The following is a 19,815-nucleotide window of genomic DNA, read 5'->3' on the forward strand; positions in this document are numbered from 1 at the left end:
AGTTTAGCCCTGAAAATTGACCATTTTTATCATGGGTGTCATTACTTTGTTGTTCTTTGTTTACTTTGTTGCTTAAAAGATTACTAATAGCTTTTGCTCTCTTTGCAGTACTTATTTATATATTGGTATTACCAAATGGTGTCTGCTTTGAAGTTTTATCGCGTGATCTGTGTAATAGAGAAGAAAAGTCCGTTTTATTATTTGGGTTTTTCTTATTCGATGCGATTTTGTTAGCTTATGTAGCTTTACCATTCGTACACTACGGAGCAATGAAGTTCCTAGTAAAGGCAAAGAACACTAACAAATGAATTATGTTGTTCGTAAACTCACTGGGAACTTTATTCGCTGGCCTTCGGCCAAAACGCTCTTAAAATCCCCATATTCAAAGCGTTAGGTGTCAAAAATGAATTCTCAGCAATATATAGTCTCAGGCTGTGAACTGCGTGACATTGAAGAATCCATGAAAGAAGTCATTGATGGCATGCAGGTTCGTTTCGAGCAGTCTGTCTCGGTCAAGTGGAGCTTGACTGGGCCTGACATAAATGTGCGGCTCAGCTCTGAGTCAGAAGAAATGTCCTCGGAAGATTTTGTTTTTGATCAACTTTGGGACGAGATATTGGGTGCTTTTGAGATTGCAGATGAAGAAATATTATTCAAGCATGTGCCAAACACCTAACAAGGACACGTAACAGTTGGCTACGTTTCGCTTCGCTCACAATTTTAGCCAACCATTACTTAGCCTGTTATTTGGGCGTTATTTGCCATTGGGGAACTAGGACTAATGTTATTAGAAGTGTCATTATTATTGGTACTTGTTTTCAATATCTATGTCATTTATCGAGTAGTAAAATGCGGCCTTCTTGAGAAAGCCCAAAAAGTATTACAAATCCTATTCGTACTTATTTTTCCCATCATTGGGGCTGTAGTCATTTTGCTTTTTATCCGCAACATCGAGAAAGACAATGAGCCACCAAGTAGTGGTCAGTTTGGTGGAGGTACTCAAAAATCTTTGTCAAACTTCGAAGTGTTCAATGGATCGGATTAATGGCTTATAACTAAACCGTAAACCACATTCGCTTCGCTCATTGAGAACGTCGTTCAAAGACAACGAAACCAATTACTGCTAATCGCTTGGTACTTATACCGTCAGTATCCCTTGGTAATCACACTGCTACAGCTTAATGTGGGTATAACTCCCTCTTGGAATGTTCTCGTAGAGTTTTCTCATGGAGTATTCTCTTGAGTGTTATGCAGTTCCAAGCGGGATTATTCTTGCCAGTGCTCGAATTTTTCTAATAAGAAGTTGATTGCAAGACGCGCCTTTGCAGGCAAAAAATTCCGGTTTGCGTACACAATCCAGGTGGCTATTTCACGATTCCAGAAGGGCTCCAACACAGGAACCACCGAACCACCTTTCAGTGCATTCCCAAAACTTGAGCGTGGCAGATAGGCGATGCCCAAACCCCTTTCACATGCGAGCACCACACTGCGAACGCTATTAGAGCGACATCTTGGGTCTAATTTTACTTCAAGTGGTTTGCCCTGATTGTCGAAAAACCATGTCGAGTTATTGGTCATCAAGCATTGATGGGAAGTGAGATCTTTTGGGTGGGCGGGTGTGCCGTTAGCGTCGAGATAGTGCTCACTGGCGGCTGCGACTAATGAGCGGTTGGTCAGCTTGCGTGCAATTAAGCTAGAGTCTTTCATGGGGCCATAGCGAATGGAGAAATCAAATGCATCATCAACAAAATTGACCATTTGCGAATTAAAATCCATTTCAATAGTGAGCTTAGGGTGTAATTGGCCGAATTCGATCAGTAACGGGGCAATGTGTTGCTCCGCAAATTCGCCCGCCGCAGAGACCTTCAACACACCGCTTAACTCAACTTGTTTGTCTAGTACGGTCTCGTTGGCTTCTTGTAAGCCATACACCAATTCTTGGCAACGAGCAAAATACGCCTGACCGGCATCGGTCAAGCGCACCGTTCGAGTACTACGGGCCAGCAAACTGACACCAAGTTCTTTTTCTAAGGCCGCTACTTTGCGACTGATGTGGGACACATTCACGCCTAACTTGCGCGCGGCGGCTGAAAAACCGTGGGTTTCAGCCACTGCTACAAACTCGATGATCCCATTAAAGCTTATGTTCATATAATCCTGCTAAAGATACGATTTAGATAAAAATCATTATTGCATATTTGCAATAATGATTTGTCAATTATCGGGATTATCAAATATATGCCAAAGGGCTACACTCTTTTCATCGTAAAAACTAATTCATTACAACGCTAGGAGTTACCAATGAAAAATGTACTTATTATTTTGACCAACCATGCCACGCTAGGAACGACCGACGAAGCAAACGGCACGTTTTCTCCTGAGCTGACCCATGCACTACACGCCTTTCTTGAAGCCGGATATCGCTATGATTTGGTGTCGATTAAAGGCGGCGAAGCTCCTGTCTACGGTGTAGATATGGAAGATGACAAAATTAACAGCGATGTATTCAAAAGCGAAGATTTAGCTAACAAGTTAGCTAACACTAAAAAAGCCAGTGACGTAAACCCAGCTGACTACGACGCGGTATTCTATCCTGGTGGCTTCGGTTTACTGTCTGATTTAGCGGATGATGAAAATGTGGCTAAGCTAACCGCGTCTATCTTTGAAGCGGGGGCGGTTGTTGGCGCTGTGTGTCACGGCCCAGCAGGCTTATTGCCTATCAAATTATCCAATGGTAAATACTTGATTGAAGACATCATGGTGACAGGCTTTACCCGCGAAGAAGAAGTTGAGTATGACACCATCAATAAAATTCCCTTCTTGTTGGAAGAAGCGCTAACAAGACGCGCCGGGCAGTACGCCAAAATCGCTCCATGGGGTGAATATGTGGTTAAGCAAGACCGTGTAATTACTGGGCAAAACCCAGCATCAGCCGGTGCTGTCGGCAAAGCCATGGTTGAGCGTTTAGGGCAGTAAAAATAACACTTTAGTTAGCTGCACTTTGCTATAAAAAACGCCACTACATTGTCATGTAGTGGCGTTTTTCTATCTACCTCAATGTCGCCCCAAAGTAACTTGCTGAGGCAAACAGCTATTTATTATGAATATAGAATTTTTCGTAAAACGTATAGGCCCAATGGGGTTTGTAAATAACCATTAGCGTCATGGTCATACCGTTTAGCATCCCCTCAGGAAACAACAGCAGCCAAATCAGTACTAAGTAATTATCATGAATGGTGTGCCAATCATATTGCCCATCGAGATAAAAGTACCCGCCTAATAAGTACATCTTAAATGCCATCATTAATGCGCCCGGTAAAAATGCACATAAAAAAATGTACACGAACACATGACGCGATAATTTGTGGAAAACAAAGCTATAAATCAAATAACTCAAGCCTAACGGCGCAAGCACGCCAAGCAGGCCATTTACCCCAAACATGCGCCAGCTTTCTTCTCCCACTAAGGTCACGCCGAGCAAGGCTAAAAAAGAACTAACCACGGCCCAACGAAAACCAAGTACTAGCATCAATGCGGTTAACCATAAAAAATGCACCTGCAGGCCAGGATAAATACCCGTTTGAAATATCCACAGAAAAAATACACTGGCAGCACACCCGAAAACCAAGTGCTGGACCTTCTTATCTTTAACTAAACTGCTCAACGGCAAAAAACGTACAACGGCCATTAAACAGACTGCATATCCCACCCATGCGAGGTACTGGATATTGGTGGTGTAATCTAGCACTCTTTATTCCTCACCTAAGCTTTGAATTCAGCCCAAATAGGCGCGTGATCAGACGGCTTATCTATACCACGTAATTCGTAATCTATACCCGCATCGCTTAGCGATTCGTGTAATTTTTTGGTGGCCAGAATAAGGTCAATACGTAACCCACGATTGTCTAAAAAGCCTTTAGAGCGATAATCAAACCAACTGAAGTGCTCGTTGGTTTCTGGATTTAAGGTACGAAAGCCATCAGTAAAGCCCCAATCAATCAAGTCGTTTAGCCACACGCGCTCTTCCGGCAAGAAGCTACATTTACCGGTTTGTAACCAACGTTTTCGGTTTGGCTCGCCAATACCTATGTCTAAATCTGTGTGGGAAATATTCACATCACCCATCACGATGACGTTGTCGTCAGGCGTGTGATGAGTATTTAAATAAGTTGATAAATCTTCGTAATACTTGCGCTTGGCAGGAAATTTAGTTTCATGTGAACGGTTTTCACCTTGGGGGAAGTAACCGTTTAGCACGCGTACGGTTTCACCGTTAGGCATTGGGTAGCTGACCATGATCATACGGCGCTGAGCATCTTCATCATCCGTCGGAAAGCCATACTGGACATCTGTCGGCTCTTTTTTGCATAGCATCGCCACACCGTAATGTGCTTTTTGACCATGAAAATAGACCTTGTAGCCCATGGCTTCTACGTCTGCTACAGGGAACATATCGTTGTGCACTTTGATTTCTTGTAAGCCGATAATATCAGGCTGGTGTTTGTCGATTAATGCCTGAAGTTGATGAAGGCGGGCACGTATGCCATTGATGTTAAAAGAAATTATTTTCATAAAAAGCCAATTATTCATTTCGCTAAAACGGGCTTTATCTTATCAGACCCTAGTGCGCTTATTCCATTAATTAATCCCTCTAAAGCGGACTATTTGTGTATCCCATCGCTCCGTGAGCCGCCTTACCTACTATGCGAATTGATTTATTTTTTCCTCTTCCTCTGTACTGTTATTGTTAATGAATATAAAGTTAATTGTTGACAATATGAGGAAACTTGTAGAATGTGTAATCACGATAAAGAAAAGCGAGTTTGAGATATTCGTAACCACTTTTCCTGAATTTTATGTGTAATTTGGATTTTGCATGAACGAACTAGCACCTGAATTAAACCTTGGTATGCGCATTTTATTGCAAGGTGAACAGAGCATTTATAATCGAATACTAGCTGACATAGCCATGGGGAAACTCGTTAGTGGTGACCGGTTAGGCACTACGCAGCTAGCAAGCTATTACGACACCAGCATTAACCCTGTACGCGAGGCACTCAAGCAACTCGAAGGAGAGGGGTTTGTCACTTCGCAGAAAAACAGTGGTGCCAGAGTGGCAGCCTTTGAATACGCCACCATGCGGGAAGTGTTTGAAATATTACAATTGCTAGAGCCGTATTTTTTGTCATGGTATGCCAACCATTGTTCACAGGAAAGCCTTACTCGATTAGCAGAGATACAAGCCCAGCTTAAATCCCTTGCTGTCACAGACTCCGCCGGTCTGCGCGACCTTGATACTGCATTTCATTGGGAGATGTATCGTCATCACTATAACGCTAGTGCACTGCGTTTATGGAAAAACAAAAAGCTTATTTTACAAGCCTTACACGGTGATTTACCTGTCTGCCAAGAGCGCTTTAACGCCACGTTAAAAGAGCACGATCATATTTTGTATTTGCTCAACGCACGAGACGATGAATCAGCCGTTCGTGCGCTAACCAAGCATGTGATCAGTGGTGGTGAATATTGGTCAAGCGTGATCACCGAACAGCTAAGCGAGTTATCAGCATGAAAATTACCGACATCAAAACCTACGGTTTTTGGCTGGGCTTTCGCAATGTTTGTTTAGTGAAAGTCGAAACCGATCAAGGTATTTATGGCTGGGGAGAGTCCGGCTTATCAGGGCGCGAACAAGCCGTCATAGGTGCTATAGAACACTTTAAGCGCTTTTTAATCGGTCAAGATGCACTCAATATTAATGCTTTGTGGCAAGAGATGTATCGTAGCCAGTATTTTGAAGGGGGCAGAGTGTTAGCGGCGGCAATATCCGCTATCGATATTGCCTTACATGACGTGTGCGGCAAATACCTTAATGTGCCTGTCTATCAATTGCTAGGGGGCAAGCAACGTCAGCGAATACCGTTATTTGTTACCTCTACGTTGGACTTTGGCGATGAATTTGTTGAGCACGTTGCCCAGCTTAAGGAACAAGGTTGGCAGGCTATTCGCGCTACCACAGGTGAACATGGTTGTACTGATAAAACCGAGGTCTTCGATGCACGAAAATCTATCGCCAAGGCCGCTACTTGGTTGAGTAAAGCCCGTGAAGTATTGGGCAATGAAACCGTATTAGGTATTGATTATCACCACAGGTTAACCGTGGCTGAAACCGCGTCATTTTGTCAGCGTATGCCCACGGGCACGTTGGATTTCATCGAAGAGCCAATTCGAGACCAGTCTTTGGTCAGCTACCAAAATTTGCGGACCTTGGTCGACGTACCCTTTGCCATCGGTGAAGAGTTCTCGAGCAAATGGGACTTTGCACCTCATGTAGACTCAGCCTTAACCAACTTTGCACGTATCGATATTTGCAATGCAGGGGGCTTTAGTGAAGCCATGAAGATCGCGGCTATGTGCGAAACCCGCTACATAGACATGATGCCGCACAATCCCCTTAGCCCTATATGCACTGCCGCATCCGTGCATTATTGCGCTGCGCTGGCCAATCTAAGTTGGCTAGAAATTGCCCCTTACGATGGGGAGCTGGACATGTACGACGAGATTTTTAGCCATCGCCCTAAGGTATCAAGCAATACGTTTGAGGTGAGCAATCGCCCTGGTCTGGGCATTGATGTGAACGAGTCGGCTATTCCTAAAGATGCATTCAAATTCTGGGAGCCACCTCGTTTAATCAAGCCTGACGGCTCATACACCAACTGGTAAGCGAGTAGATAAAATGACAACAACACAGCAGGTAAAAAGCCCTTCAGTTTCCAGCAAAAGCAAAAGTAAATTTGGCGTATTGGCGCTGATTTTTTTAAGTGTGGTGATCAACTACATGGATCGCACCAATATATCCGTTGCCGCCCAAGCTATCTCTGATGATTTGGAACTCAGCAAAGTGCAAATGGGGATCATTTTCTCTGCATTTGCGTGGACCTATTCCATCATGCAAATTCCTGGCGGCATGTTAGTCGATTCCGTGCGTATTCGCTTGCTGTATCCGTTTATTTTAGTTGCATGGTCAGCGGCAACCATAGTGCAGGGGCTGCTCAGTAGCTTCTCTGCTGTAGTGGGTTGTCGAATGGCCATCGGCTTTTTTGAAGCTCCTTCTTATCCGGCGAACAATAAAATAGTGACCCAGTGGTTTGCGGAACAAGAGCGAGCAGGGGCGATAGCGGTCTATACCTCTGGCCAATTTATCGGTTTGGCGTTCTTGATGCCTGTGCTGGCGATTATTCAGCAGTGGTTTGGCTGGCGTGGTCTGTTTTTTATCTCTGGCGGTATTGGCATCATCTGGGCTGGCGTGTGGTATTTGCTTTATCGCGATCCGGTTACGCAAGACGAAACACCTGCAGCTAATGGCAATAAACCAGATGTAAATGCGCAGTTGAGCCGTCATTCAGCACCTTCCAATGACGAGCAAAACACCACCCCTATTGCGTCTCAGGCTCAAGCGACCGCCAATTGGAATAACCTTAAGATCGCCTTTTCCAATCGCAAATTATGGGGCATTTACATCGGACAATTTTGTTTAGGTGGCACGCTCATTTTCTTTTTGACTTGGTTTCCAACCTATTTGGCTGAGTATCGTGGGTTAAGTGAGTTAAATACTGGCTTCGTGGCATCGATTCCATTTTTAGCTGCATTTTGTGGCGTATTGCTTTCAGGCTTCGTGTCCGACTGGTTAGTGCGCAAAGGCGTATCGAACGAGGTTGCCCGTAAAACCCCAATCATATTAGGCCTGCTGCTATCCAGTTCGGTTATTTTTGCCAACTATGTTGAAAGCACCCAGTGGGTCACGTTTTTCTTATCCGTTACGTTTTTCGGTAACGGCTTGGCATCCATAAATTGGGTATTTGTGTCGCTTATCGCCCCTAAACATATGGTCGGGCTTGTGGGCGGTTGCTTTAACTTTATTGGCGGTTTGTCGGCGGTCACTGTGCCCATTGCGATAGGTTACCTAGCGAAAGACGGCGATTTTAAACCCGCCTTGGTGCTCGTGGCATGCTTGGCGTTAATCGGTTTGTGCTCTTATATATTTTTGGTTGGCAAAGTAGAGCAAATTCAAGTGCCTGACATCGACGAAAACGGCGTAGTACTGCCTGTTACCCATGATGCGAACACAAGTTCAACTTCAACTTCAACTTCAACTTCAACTGGAGGCGCATAGTGAGTAGCGTATTTTTTGGCGAGCTAATGTTAAGGCTAACCCCGTCCATGCCTCAGCAGCAGTTGATCGTGGCAAAAAAGCTCAGTGTTGATTTCGCTGGTGCAGAAAGCAATGTGGCCAGTTCACTCGCGCGCCTGGGTCACCAGTGTCACTTCGTGAGCAAATTACCGAGTAATCCGTTAGCCGACCACGCTATTGCGAGCTTGAATCAATATGGCATTAGCACACAGCACATGCTACGCGGCGGTGAAAGGATCGGTACCTACTTTATCGAGCTAGGCAGTTCAATTCGCCCCTCAAGAGTGGTGTACGACAGGGCCTATTCTGCCATTGCTCAAATCAACGAAAAGGAATTTGATTGGCCGCAAATCTTCGCGTCAAAACAGCACTTTCACTTAAGCGGCATATTGCCCGCTTTATCTGAGCAATGTGCTTTTGAAAGTATAAAAGCGGTAAAAATTGCTCGAGAAATGGGCTTAACCGTGAGTTTTGACTTGAATTATCGTCGCAGTTTATGGCGCGACAGCAGTGTGGCGCGGGACTACTTCAGCCAAATTCTCGCCCACAGTACATTGGCATTTGGTAACGCAGGTGTGATGCAAGACGTATTCGACTTTACGCCCAAGTCAAACGACAGCGTAACAGCCGCCCAAGAAATTGGGGTTTATCTGCTCGAGCAATTCGGCGTCGATGCCGCCATTACCCAACGTGTTCACCACAGTGCCAATCAAAATACTTTGCGCGGTTTTTATATACACGGCGCTGACGTGACTGCCTCAACAGATTTAACAGTGGATATTCTCGACAGATTAGGTACAGGGGATGCATTCGCCGCAGGCATACTCCATGGTATCCAGCAATGCTGGGAAAAAGACAAAATCGTGCAGTTTGCCAATGCCGCGTTCGCTTTGTCGCATACCTGCTATGGCGATCAAAACTGGTTAAATGAAGCTGAAATTATGGCGGTGGCTGAGGGGAATATCTCTGGCCACATTATTCGCTAGTGCGACTGCCGTTGATGCGTCTTCCATTAACGTGGCTCCCATTAATGTGGCCCCCACTAATGTGGCATTCGTGAATACGACACAGTAGCAAAAGAAACTGAAACAGTATCTGACATAAAAAACAACAATTTTTAATCCAAATTAAGTCTAAGTGAGAACGAACATGGCAACGCTACACGACAGCCAAACGGTTGAATCAATCCCAGCAGCAAAGGGACCAAACCCCGTCACCCGAGAAAGTATTCGCCAGCGCCTGATCAATGAAAAGTTAGTTGTGATTATTCGCGTAACTGACCCTGCTGACATACCTCCTATTATTGCCTGCATGAATGATGCGGGTGTTGGCGCAGTCGAAATAACCAGCAATACGCCAGGGTATCAAAACGCGATAACCCAAGCTCGGGCGCATTACCCGAATATGTTGGTGGGTGCTGGCACCATTACCGACATCGCTCTTGTGGATGAAGCCACAAAAGCAGGGGCGCAGTTCTTAGTTACCCCTAATACCAGCGCTGATGTCGTGCGCCATGCTCACAGTTTGCAGGTGCCCGTGGTCATGGGCGCGTTAACGCCCACCGATGTGGTGAATGCCACACAAGCCAAGGCGGATATCGTCAAACTATTTCCCGCTGGCGCCATGGGTACGGGGTATTTAAAAGATTTGGCCAAGGGACCCTTCTTAAATACGATTTTCTTCCCTGTTGGGGGCATCAATGAGCATAACTTTGAACAGTGGATGCAAAGCGGTGCCGCCGGGATTGGCATAGGTGGTGCTCTTGCATCACCGGTTAAGACCGAAGAAGAGGCGAACGCGCTAACCGCAAAGGTACGAGCCATAGTAGTAACTTTAAAAAACTACCCACTTGAGGAGGCACAATGAAACCATCGACAAAAAGCCCGGGCTTTATCCTTAGTGCTATCGCACTGGCAGTCACCGCACTTGCAGGGTGTAACAACAACCAAGCTGCAAACAACAGTGTAGCAACCTCAAGTGATTCAGGGGCCAAACACGCTCAGCATAAACAATTGCCATGGGATTTTGCTGGGATGACAGACCTGCAAAACGTAACGCTTACCGCGGCAGGTGCGCGTGTGATTAATACTAATATTGATGGTGATGGTGATGGTGAACAAAAACTGGCTATCGATTTACACTCCAAAGAGCATAAGAGCGCAGGCTTTAGCTTTATCCCTGACACCCCCTGGGATTGGAGCCAGGAAGGCAAATTTGCCTTTGCAATCGATATTGAAAACCCGAGCAGCGCTTCGGTCCATTTGTACGTGTCAGCCAAAGACGCCGAAGGGCAATCCCACAATCGTAGCTTTGTTGTACCTGGTAATTCCAGTGATACCTATTTTATGGCGCTGAACGACCCTGACCTGTCTATTGAAACGGGCATCCGCTCTAACCCTAACAATTGGGAAACCGAATTTACCCCGATGATTTGGCGTTATGGCACTAAGCAAATTGATTTGAGCCAAGTTAAAAGTATCGAATTTGATGTCAGAGGCGTGCCAGAAGACAAACACTTGATTGTGGATAATCTGCGACTTATTAAACCGCAGAAATTAGACCCAAATTACCTTGTGGGTTTAGTCGACGAGTTTGGTCAGAACGATAAGCTGGAGTTCACCAATAAAATCGATACGGTTGAACAGCTGCAGGCACTCAATGCCAAAGAGCAAAGTGCGTTCACCCACGAGGTTCCACAAGGACGATCAAAATTTAACGGTTGGGCTAATGGGCCAAAGCTTGCGGCTACGGGGTATTTTCGAACCGAAAAATACCAAGGCAAGTGGACCATGGTTGACCCAGAGGGGTACCTGTTTTTCTCAAACGGTATCGCCAACGTGCGCATGTCTAACACCTCTACTATTACCGGGTATGATTTTGACAGTCAGTTTATCAAGCAGCGCGCCCCGGGAGACTTTACCCCTGAAGATTCAATTGGCTTAAATAGGGCGCCAAAAGCAGCTTGGCCAAGTCGACATGTGAGCTCAGAACTGCGTGCAAACATGTTCACTTGGTTGCCAAGCGTAGATGAGCCTTTGGCGGAACACTTCGGTTATCGACGAGAAGTGCATACAGGCGTCGTGGATAAAGGAGAAACGTACAGTTTTTACAGCGCTAACTTAGCGCGAAAATACGCCAGTAACGATCCCAAGGTTTTCATGACCAAGTGGCGCGATACCACAGTAGACAGAATGCTCGATTGGGGATTTACTTCCTTTGGCAACTGGATTGACCCGAGCTTTTATCAGCTTAATCGTATTCCGTATTTCGCCAATGGCTGGATCATCGGTGATTACAAAACCGTGAGTAGCGGGAATGACTACTGGAGCCCATTACCAGACCCCTTCGATCCGGTTTTCAAACAGCGAGCAATGGTGACCGCCACCAAGATTGCCCAAGAGGTACAAAACAATCCTTGGTGTGTGGGCGTGTTTATCGACAATGAAAAAAGTTGGGGACAGGAAGGCTCGATTGAAGGCCAATATGGCATTGTTATTCACACCCTTGAGGTAGACGCCAAAGACAGCCCAACAAAGGCGCAATTCGTTGCGTATTTAAAGAACAAGTACTCGGACATTGCCGGGTTAAACGGAAAATGGAATACGAAAGTTCGAACCTGGGATGATGTCGCCACAGGCATAACACTGACCAAGTTTAATGACCCTATCATCGAAGACTTATCCGCCATGCTTAGTCTGTACGCAGAAAAGTACTTTGCTGTGGTACACGATGCCGTAGAACAAACCATGCCGAATCATATGTACATGGGGGCACGTTTTGCTGATTGGGGCATGACAGATGAAATTCGTAACGCCGCGGCAAAATACGCTGACGTGGTCGGCTACAACTACTATAAAGAAGCCATAACAGAGCAAGCGTGGAGCTTTTTAGCACAAATCGACAAGCCGAGTATTATTGGCGAGTTTCACAATGGCGCACTCGACTCAGGGTTGCTCAACCCTGGCCTTATCCACGGCGCTTCTCAGGCGGATAGAGGCAAAAAGTACCAAGAATATATCAATAGCGTCATTGATAACCCATATTTTGTCGGGGCACATTGGTTTCAATATATTGACTCGCCTTTAACTGGCCGGGCATATGACGGTGAAAACTATAACGTTGGGTTTGTGAGTGTCACAGATACGCCGTACCAGCCATTAGTTGATGCCGCCAAAGCGGTTAACGCACACATTTACACGAGGCGTTTTGGCGATGCACAGCCTAAATAAACAAAAAATACAAGCGCTTGCGCTTAGGGCGATCATGGTTATGGTGCTAAGCGGATGCACTGTTTCTCATACGCTTTCGACCACGTCTGAGCAAAGTGCGGTAAGTGAGGAAGAAGCACAGAAAGCCACGTTTAATGTCCCTGTGCGTGTCGGTGAATTTGAAATATTTGACCCTAAGGTGCTAAACATCTTGGATGTAAGTGCCAAAATACGCACCTTAGCCACAGGATTTGAATGGGTAGAAGGGCCGGTTTGGTCTATCGTAGACCAAGCACTGTTATTTTCAGATATTCCCACTCATAAGGTCTATCGCTACAAAGACGGGCAGGGAGTAAGTGAATTTATTCCCCACAGTGGTTTTTCAAATGGCTTACTGATCAACGAGCAAAATGAGTTGGTTCTTATGCAATCTCGCTCGCGTCAAATAGCAAAGTGGCGTGGTTCTGTGTTCATTCACACAGATGGACAAGCAGACTCAACAGTGCCCTTAACATCACAGAAGTCAATTGAGCCCGAACGTACGTTCCCTGCTGATAACTTCATTACACTGGCGAATAACTATCAAGGTCAAATGTTAAACAGCCCAAACGACGGTGTCTTAAGTTCGAGTGGGCACGCCAAAGGTACGCTGTATTTCACCGACCCGCCCTATGGTTTGCCTAAGCAAGTGGACGATCTGGCTAAAGAGTTGGACTTTCAAGGGGTATACGCCCTTAGCCCGAAAGGTGAGTTGACTCTGCTAGACAAAACATTGGTTTATCCTAATGGCATTGCCTTGTCGCCAGATGAGAAAACCCTGTATGTGGCAGCCTCTAACCCCAATAAACCTGCATGGTACGCCTATTCAATAGACGATGAAGGAAGGGTGTATAACCGAAAAACGTTTCACCAAGCGCCGGCACAATCAGATGCCAGCCATGGTTTACCTGATGGCCTGAAAGTGCACCGCAGCGGGGTCGTTTTTGCCACTGGACCGGGTGGCATTTGGTTATTCGACCCGTCAGGGACATTGTTAGCAAAAGTACATATGCCAAGTATTTCAGCCAATTTGGCTTTCAACGCAGATCAAACTCGTGTCTTTGTCACTGCGCACCATCAATTACTTAGTTTTAGTTTAAAACCTTAGGCTCTGTTGGCGCGTGAGTAACCGCACGTACTTATGCGCAAACACCCTATTTAATACAGAAATTAACGGAAAAATATGATGAAAAATCCACAGCTTACTAAAAAGGTATCCTTTGCATTAAGTGCTATTGCGTTTGCCATTGCGCTCAATGGTTGTAGCCATGATCAGCAAGGGCTAGCTAAAACTTCTAGCACCACTAAGAATACACCGACCAAAAACAGCCTAACTGATGCATTTGCCAAAGAACAAAGAATTGCATCTTTGATTGATTTTGACGATCAGCAACAGCTTTCATGGCTGCATGAAAGTGATATATCACTCACGCAGATCACTAGCAGCGACAGCTTAGTCAACAAGCAAGTGGCGGTGGAGTTTGCGAAAACCGGTAATATCTCTACATTGCGCGTTGAACCGCCTAAACCATGGGATCTTAGCCAGTATGAAAACTACAATATTGCCTTTGACGTGGAAAATACCAGTGCTGAATCGATTCACTTGTACTTATCGCTAGAAAATCCAAATGGGGAAGTGCAAAGCCACTCAATTAGTTTGGCCAAAGGCTATAAAGGCACAGTGTATTTCCCCCTCGATGGTATCGAAGCAGAAACCGACAGCGGCATGTGGGGCGATGTGCCACCATGGACCAGCAAAGATGACTTGATGGTGTGGCGTTCTTGGCGCAACGCTGAGCAAAATTACGATGTTGTTTCGGCATTAAACTTTTTCACCATTGGAATATTAGAAAACAAATCTGTGATTTTGGATGATGTGCGCCTGCGCGCGAATCCAGCACATGACCCGAACGTAATGGTCGGATTAATCGATAAATACGGGCAAAACGCCAAACAAAGCACTCCCTTAGATGTGCATTCAGATGCTCAACTAAAACAACAAGCCCAAGAAGAATTGGCCGAGCTCGCCAAATCATCGGGTATGCCAGATCGCTCTCGTTTTGGTGGTTACACCAAAGCCCCAAAACGTGAAGCAACCGGCTTTTTTAGAACGGAAAAGGTCGATGGTAAATGGTGGATGGTTGACCCAGAGGGCTATCTGTTTTTCTCCCATGGGCCAGCTAACGTGCGTATGGCAAACATGAGTACGTTAACCGGAATAGACTACGACCAACCGAGTATTCGCGAGCGCACCAGTGATGAAATTACCCCGGAAGATTCCATGGGAATTGTGTCCGTCCCCCAAAGCGCAAAAGAAAAACGCTATGTTATTTCAAAGGCGCGCAACGATATGTTTGAGTGGTTACCAAGCTATGATGATGAGCTTTCTGAGCATTATAGCTATCGCCGCTCTACCCACAAAGGGCCTATTCCTTACGGTGAGACCTACAGCTTTTACCGGGCAAATTTAGAACGCAGATACGGTGATGATGGTGTAAGCGCAGGGAGCGATCCTTCCTACGTGAAAAAATGGCATGACGTTACCGCACAGCGTATGCATGACTGGGGGTTCACCTCTTTTGGCAACTGGGTAGACCCGGCGTTTTATCAATCAGAGCAAGTGCCTTATTTCGCCAATGGTTGGATCATCGGTGACTACCAAACACTGTCGGGTCATACCAATCATTGGGGCTTGATGCCAGACCCGTTTGATCCCGTATTTGCTCAGCGAGCAAAGATCACGATCGATGCTATCGCCGAAAATATTCAAGCGTCACCTTGGTGTGCCGGTATCTTTATTGATAATGAGAAAAGCTGGGGAGAGCGTGAAGGTACAGTCTCACAACGCTACGGGGTGATCCTTGATGCGCTATCAAAAAACACTCAGCAAAGCCCAGCGAAAAAGGCGTTTACGGCTCATTTGCAGCAAAAGTACCAGACGATCGAAGGATTAAATTCAGCATGGTCGTCAGACTTCAATAACTGGCAAACCTTTGAACAGAATGCGAGTGTAAGCAATCACACCGAGACCCAGATTGCTGACCTATCAAAAATGCTCGAGATGCTCGGCGAGCAATATTTTAAAGTGGTACACAATACTTTAGAAGCAGCGCTGCCAGAGCACTTATATATGGGCGCGCGCATGGCCAACTGGGGTATGCCAGATGAAATCATCACCGCCTCATTAAAGTACTCTGACGTACTAAGCTTCAATATTTATGAAGAAGGTGTGCAAGAAGACTATTGGAAGTTCCTTGAAGACGTCGACTTACCCGTAGTGATTGGTGAGTTTCATATCGGTAGCACCACCGATTCAGGCATGTACAACCCGGGGATTGTGCACGGCGCAAACCAGCAAGACAGAGCCCAAATGTACAAAGATTACATGCAAAGCGTTTTAGACAAGCCGTATATGGTAGGGGCCCATTGGTTTCAATACATAGATGAGCCCATATCTGGGCGCGCATTTGATGGCGAAAACGCCAATATCGGCTTTGTGACGGTAACGGATATCCCATACCCGCATATGATCCAAGCGGTCAAAGATGTGACATCCACCATGTATCAAAAACGCTTGGCCGATTAATACAGGCTGAGCGGATAACCACAAACGCCCAATAACATTGGGTGTTTGTGGTTTGCTTTTAAAAACAACTATTCCCCTTGTACGTTCACTACCACTCTCCCGCGAATTTTGCCATCGAGTAACTTAGTTGCAGCTTCTACTACTTGTTCCAAGTTGATTTCTTGGGCGATATCATCAAACACGCTCGGCTCAAGAATTTCACTTAAGCGCTGCCATGCTTCTTTTCTGTCTTCAATGGGGCGCATTACGCTATCGATGCCGGCTAAGGTCACACCACGTAAAATAAAGGGTGCAACACTGGCGGGAAAGTCCATGCCCTGGGCTAAACCGCAAGCGGCAACCGTGCCGCCGTATTTCGTGCTGGCGCAGGCATTGGCTAATGTGTGGCTGCCCACTGAATCAATGACCCCAGCCCAGCGCTCTTTGGCCAGTGGTTTGCCTTGGCCTGATAGCGTATCACGGTGGATCACTTCATTTGCTCCTAGCGCTTTAAGATAAGAGCTTTCATCTAGTCGACCGGTTGAAGCTACTACCGTGTAGCCAAGTTTTGCCAGTATCGAAATAGCAAAACTGCCTACACCGCCGTTCGCACCGGTTACCAGAACTTCACCTTTTTCAGGGGTAACGCCGTTTTTCTCAAGCGCAAGCACACACAGCATGGCGGTGTAACCTGCGGTGCCTATGACCATTGCTTGTTTAGGGCTAAAATTAGCGGGCAAGGGGATGAGCCATTCGCTTTTCATGCGGGCTTTTTGCGCCAAGCCGCCGCTGTGCTTTTCACCCACACCAAAGCCATTGTTAATGACCACATCGCCTACTTTAAAATCCGCGCTGTCACTGTGCTCAACCACGCCGACCAGATCAATCCCCGGCACCAGAGGAAACTGGCGTACCACGGGACTTTTACCGGTAATAGCCAGTCCGTCTTTGTAATTCAATGTGCTGTACAACACGTTAATCGAGACATCGCCTTCGGGTAACATACTTTGGTCAATCTGCTGTAACGCCGCGCGATAACCTTGCTCATCTTTGTTGACTAAAATACCGCTAAAGGTGTTTTGTGCTTTCGTTTCTGTATTGCTTTGCGTAGTGGTTGCATCATTCATGTTATCTCTCCAATTTAGACCGATCGTCTATTAATATCTAAAAAAAAGCCTAAGTGCTTATTTGGGCAGAGTCTGTAAAAAATACTGCAAAAAAAGCATCAGGGGTTTATCGCTCTGTACCAACTTAGCTCGGCTGACTGAGCCCTCCCAGCTGATCCAAAAATACTCAGCCAGTGCCCCGCAGTCCGCGCTCGGATTTATGTCGCCGTTGGCTTTCGCTTGAACGAGACAAGCTTCTAGCTTGCGCTGCCAATTCAAAAATACATTCGTCAGTTGCGCTCGAAAACTAAAGGGTAAGGCGTCTACTTCTTGGCCCAAGTTGCCCACCAAGCAGCCCCGCTTAAACCCGTGGCGCGCCATGCCAATAGCTGCGTCATCGACAAAATTTGCGATACGCGACAGAGGAGTATGTTGTTGGTCAAGAAGGTGCATATCTAGCTTACGTGAAAAGTAGCTATCGTAATGAGCAATCAGACTTTCACCGTAGGCTTCTTTGCTGGCGAAGTAATGATAAAACGAGCCTTTAGGCACCCCAGCTTTCTTTAAAATGGTATCAATACCTGACGAAGCGAAACCAAACTCGGTCAGGTGCTCTAAGCCAACACGCAGCAGTTCTGCTTTCGTGTCGTGATTGTCACGGGCGACTTTGGGGGGGCGGCCGCGTCTTGGTTTTGTTGTTTGCATATTCATATTATCATATTAGACCGATCGTCTAATTAATTGCAATGACTATTTTACAGGTACCAAAAATGATGGTCTAAATGCAGGTACAAGCCCGCTTAAAGCGGGCCATACTAAATTAAAGTTTCACCGTTAACTTATGCAAATGTAATGGCTAATTTGCCGATAGATTTACCACTTTCAATCACGCGGTGGGCTTCTTTAAATGTATTAACATCAAAACCAGTAAAGGTTTGGGTCAACGTGCTTTTTATTCTGCCTTCATCCAGCAGTTGCGCTATTTCAGCCAGAATATCTTGCTGGCGGATCATGTCACTGGTATTAAACATGGAGCGGGTAAACATCAACTCCCAAACAAACCCCGCTGACTTCGTCGCCAAAGGCGCAATATCTAGTTTCGTGTCTACCTCTACAATCGAGCTGATCATGCCTTGCGGTGCTATCAACTCTACCATGGCATCCCAGTGGCCTTGGGTATCCGCCACATTGAAAATATAGTCAACGTGTTCAAAACCACTTTCACGCGTAGAGTCCAATAGGTTTCTGTGATTCACTACGTGGTCGGCGCCCATATTGCGTACCCATTTTTCGGTTTCAGGGCGAGAAGCAGTTGCAATCACTGTTAAGTTTGTTAGCTGCTTAGCAAGTTGAATAGCAATTGAGCCAACACCGCCAACACCGCCAGCTCCGCCAATAATCAACAGCGTTTTCTGTTCGGTTCGAGACACACGCAAACGATCGAATAGGGCTTCATACGCAGTCAATGATACTAGTGGCATTACCGCAGCTTGAGCATCTGATTGGCTGGTTGGTGCATGGGCAACGATACGATAATCAACAGCTTGATATTCAGAATTGGAGCCTGCACGGGTCACATCACCGGCGTAATAAACCTTGTCGCCAATGTTAAAACCCGATACGTTTTTGCCCAAAGATTCGATAATACCTACGGCGTCATAACCTAGAATGACAGGTTGCTCGTGGGGTGTTTCAAGGGCAGAGCGGGCACGATTTTTTGCATCAGCAGGGTTAATGGATGTCGCGATAACGCGCACCAACAAATCGTTCTCGCCTACAACAGGCAGGGGAAAAGTAAACAAAAACAGACTATTTTCTGCTTCGATAGGCAATGACTCGGTAAATCCAATGGCGTTTATTTGGCTTGGTACTGACATAATGGTTTCTCCAACTTAAAGTGATTAACGCAATATTAATCATCATTTTTTTGATAATGCTGACAGGCGATAACCACCCGTCATATAACAGCTAAAGCAAGTAAATTATGCTTGTTTCTGTCTTATGGGTTCACTTTATGGCAATAAGGGAATCAGAAACACTAGGGGCTGGATGAAACATTTTCAAAATAATATTGACAATGACCCGGCGAGCGTTGAGCCAATCCCAGCGTAAAGTGACAGGCATGCTTAAAATGACAGGGCGTAAGTGATGTAGTGGTTGATAAATATTCAGTGTCAAAATAAAAGTCTCAAAGTAGGAGGTTAACAAGTGGCAGGTTTTAAAGTAGAGGACGCTGCATTTAAGAGCGCCAAAGTAGGAAGCTCGAAGGAAGAAAGCACGAAAATAGAACATTATCAGGTCATTGCAGAATGCCCTGCGGTTGATGAATTTTGTGCTTTGCGTAAGCAAGTAGGGTGGGGCGAAACCGATGTAAATATGGCGGCCCTTAGCTTAAAGAATACCTTGTACTGCGTGTGTATTCGTCAATCAAAGATATTACTCGCCATGGGGCGAGTGGTAGGCGACAGCGCGATGTATTTTTATATACAAGATGTGATTGTGGCACCGGCGTATCAAGGCCAAGGGTTAGGTCATTTGATCATGCTTAATATCGAAGAATATCTGCAAGCCAGCGCGCAAAAAGGCGCGACCATTGGGTTACTTGCCGCCCAAGGAAAAAGTGCTTTTTATGAGCGTTATGATTATATGCAAAGGCCGAGTAAAACACTCGGCCCAGGTATGTGTCGTTTTGTTTAGCGTTGTTTG

General features: G+C 45.9%; 18 protein-coding genes. 12 read left to right on the plus strand and 6 right to left on the minus strand.

Going from position 1 to position 19,815, the window contains the following annotated elements:
- Positions 1-403: 403 nt before the first annotated feature.
- Positions 404-676, plus strand: coding sequence for a hypothetical protein (locus GMES_RS20960; protein ID WP_006994826.1), 273 nt, complete (start codon positions 404-406; stop codon positions 674-676).
- Between the two features lie 105 nt (positions 677-781).
- Positions 782-1,045, plus strand: a complete 264-nt coding sequence (locus GMES_RS20965) for a hypothetical protein (protein WP_006994827.1) — start codon at positions 782-784, stop codon at positions 1,043-1,045.
- 221 nt (positions 1,046-1,266) lie between these two features.
- Here GMES_RS20965 and GMES_RS20970 read toward each other — a convergent pair whose 3' ends face one another.
- A complete protein-coding gene (locus tag GMES_RS20970; protein WP_006994828.1) occupies positions 1,267-2,151 on the minus strand; it encodes a LysR family transcriptional regulator in 885 nt (294 codons plus the stop codon).
- Positions 2,152-2,301: 150 nt separating this feature from the next.
- Here GMES_RS20970 and GMES_RS20975 point away from each other — a divergent pair, with 150 nt between their 5' ends.
- Positions 2,302-2,976 (plus strand): type 1 glutamine amidotransferase domain-containing protein, encoded by a 675-nt coding sequence (locus GMES_RS20975; RefSeq protein ID WP_006994829.1) that lies wholly within the window; start codon positions 2,302-2,304, stop codon positions 2,974-2,976.
- A 115-nt stretch (positions 2,977-3,091) separates the two neighbouring features.
- Here the strand turns inward: GMES_RS20975 and GMES_RS20980 are convergent, their stop codons facing one another.
- Both GMES_RS20980 and xthA read right to left on the minus strand, forming a co-directional pair.
- Positions 3,092-3,748, minus strand: a complete 657-nt coding sequence (locus GMES_RS20980; RefSeq protein ID WP_006994830.1) for an energy-coupling factor ABC transporter permease — start codon at positions 3,746-3,748, stop codon at positions 3,092-3,094.
- Between the two features lie 14 nt (positions 3,749-3,762).
- Positions 3,763-4,572: an exodeoxyribonuclease III gene (gene xthA / locus GMES_RS20985; RefSeq protein ID WP_006994831.1), complete on the minus strand. Its 810-nt coding sequence runs from the start codon at positions 4,570-4,572 to the stop codon at positions 3,763-3,765.
- Positions 4,573-4,876: 304 nt separating this feature from the next.
- On the opposite strand from xthA, the gene GMES_RS20990 reads away from it, so the two are divergent.
- The 8 genes from GMES_RS20990 (at position 4,877) to GMES_RS21025 (ending at position 16,024) form a co-directional block, all read left to right on the plus strand.
- A complete protein-coding gene (locus GMES_RS20990; protein WP_006994832.1) occupies positions 4,877-5,572 on the plus strand; it encodes a GntR family transcriptional regulator in 696 nt (231 codons plus the stop codon).
- Complete coding sequence (locus tag GMES_RS20995; protein ID WP_006994833.1) at positions 5,569-6,723, plus strand: mandelate racemase/muconate lactonizing enzyme family protein; 1,155 nt, start codon at positions 5,569-5,571, stop codon at positions 6,721-6,723. The genes GMES_RS20990 and GMES_RS20995 overlap by 4 nt, the downstream gene beginning before the upstream one ends.
- Before the next feature lie 13 nt (positions 6,724-6,736).
- On the plus strand, positions 6,737-8,173 hold the full coding sequence (locus GMES_RS21000; protein WP_006994834.1) for an MFS transporter: 1,437 nt from the start codon (positions 6,737-6,739) through the stop codon (positions 8,171-8,173).
- A complete protein-coding gene (locus GMES_RS21005; RefSeq protein ID WP_033186677.1) occupies positions 8,173-9,177 on the plus strand; it encodes a sugar kinase in 1,005 nt (334 codons plus the stop codon). The genes GMES_RS21000 and GMES_RS21005 overlap by 1 nt, the downstream gene beginning before the upstream one ends.
- 163 nt (positions 9,178-9,340) lie before the next feature.
- The gene (locus GMES_RS21010; protein WP_006994836.1) at positions 9,341-10,057 is read left to right on the plus strand and encodes a bifunctional 4-hydroxy-2-oxoglutarate aldolase/2-dehydro-3-deoxy-phosphogluconate aldolase; all 717 of its coding nucleotides are present in this window, start codon (positions 9,341-9,343) and stop codon (positions 10,055-10,057) included.
- The gene (locus GMES_RS21015; RefSeq protein WP_006994837.1) at positions 10,054-12,420 is read left to right on the plus strand and encodes a beta-galactosidase; all 2,367 of its coding nucleotides are present in this window, start codon (positions 10,054-10,056) and stop codon (positions 12,418-12,420) included. Before GMES_RS21010 ends, GMES_RS21015 begins: the two co-directional genes overlap by 4 nt.
- Complete coding sequence (locus GMES_RS21020; protein ID WP_006994838.1) at positions 12,404-13,546, plus strand: SMP-30/gluconolactonase/LRE family protein; 1,143 nt, start codon at positions 12,404-12,406, stop codon at positions 13,544-13,546. Before GMES_RS21015 ends, GMES_RS21020 begins: the two co-directional genes overlap by 17 nt.
- Before the next feature lie 78 nt (positions 13,547-13,624).
- Positions 13,625-16,024, plus strand: coding sequence for a beta-galactosidase (locus GMES_RS21025; protein WP_039987978.1), 2,400 nt, complete (start codon positions 13,625-13,627; stop codon positions 16,022-16,024).
- Between the two features lie 68 nt (positions 16,025-16,092).
- Here the strand turns inward: GMES_RS21025 and acuI are convergent, their stop codons facing one another.
- The 3 genes from acuI to GMES_RS21040 all read right to left on the minus strand — a co-directional run bounded on the left by acuI (position 16,093) and on the right by GMES_RS21040 (position 18,986).
- Positions 16,093-17,130, minus strand: a complete 1,038-nt coding sequence (gene acuI, locus GMES_RS21030; protein WP_006994840.1) for an acrylyl-CoA reductase (NADPH) — start codon at positions 17,128-17,130, stop codon at positions 16,093-16,095.
- Between the two features lie 57 nt (positions 17,131-17,187).
- Positions 17,188-17,820, minus strand: coding sequence for an acrylate utilization transcriptional regulator AcuR (gene acuR / locus GMES_RS21035; protein ID WP_006994841.1), 633 nt, complete (start codon positions 17,818-17,820; stop codon positions 17,188-17,190).
- Positions 17,821-17,948: 128 nt separating this feature from the next.
- Entirely contained in the window at positions 17,949-18,986 is a 1,038-nt protein-coding gene (locus tag GMES_RS21040; RefSeq protein ID WP_006994842.1) for a zinc-binding alcohol dehydrogenase family protein, read from the minus strand.
- 331 nt (positions 18,987-19,317) lie between these two features.
- On the opposite strand from GMES_RS21040, the gene GMES_RS21045 reads away from it, so the two are divergent.
- Positions 19,318-19,806: a GNAT family N-acetyltransferase gene (locus GMES_RS21045; RefSeq protein WP_006994844.1), complete on the plus strand. Its 489-nt coding sequence runs from the start codon at positions 19,318-19,320 to the stop codon at positions 19,804-19,806.
- The last annotated feature ends 9 nt before the right edge of the window (positions 19,807-19,815 follow it).

It is taken from the genome of Paraglaciecola mesophila KMM 241 (assembly GCF_000315015.1).
Taxonomy (GTDB): domain Bacteria; phylum Pseudomonadota; class Gammaproteobacteria; order Enterobacterales; family Alteromonadaceae; genus Paraglaciecola; species Paraglaciecola mesophila.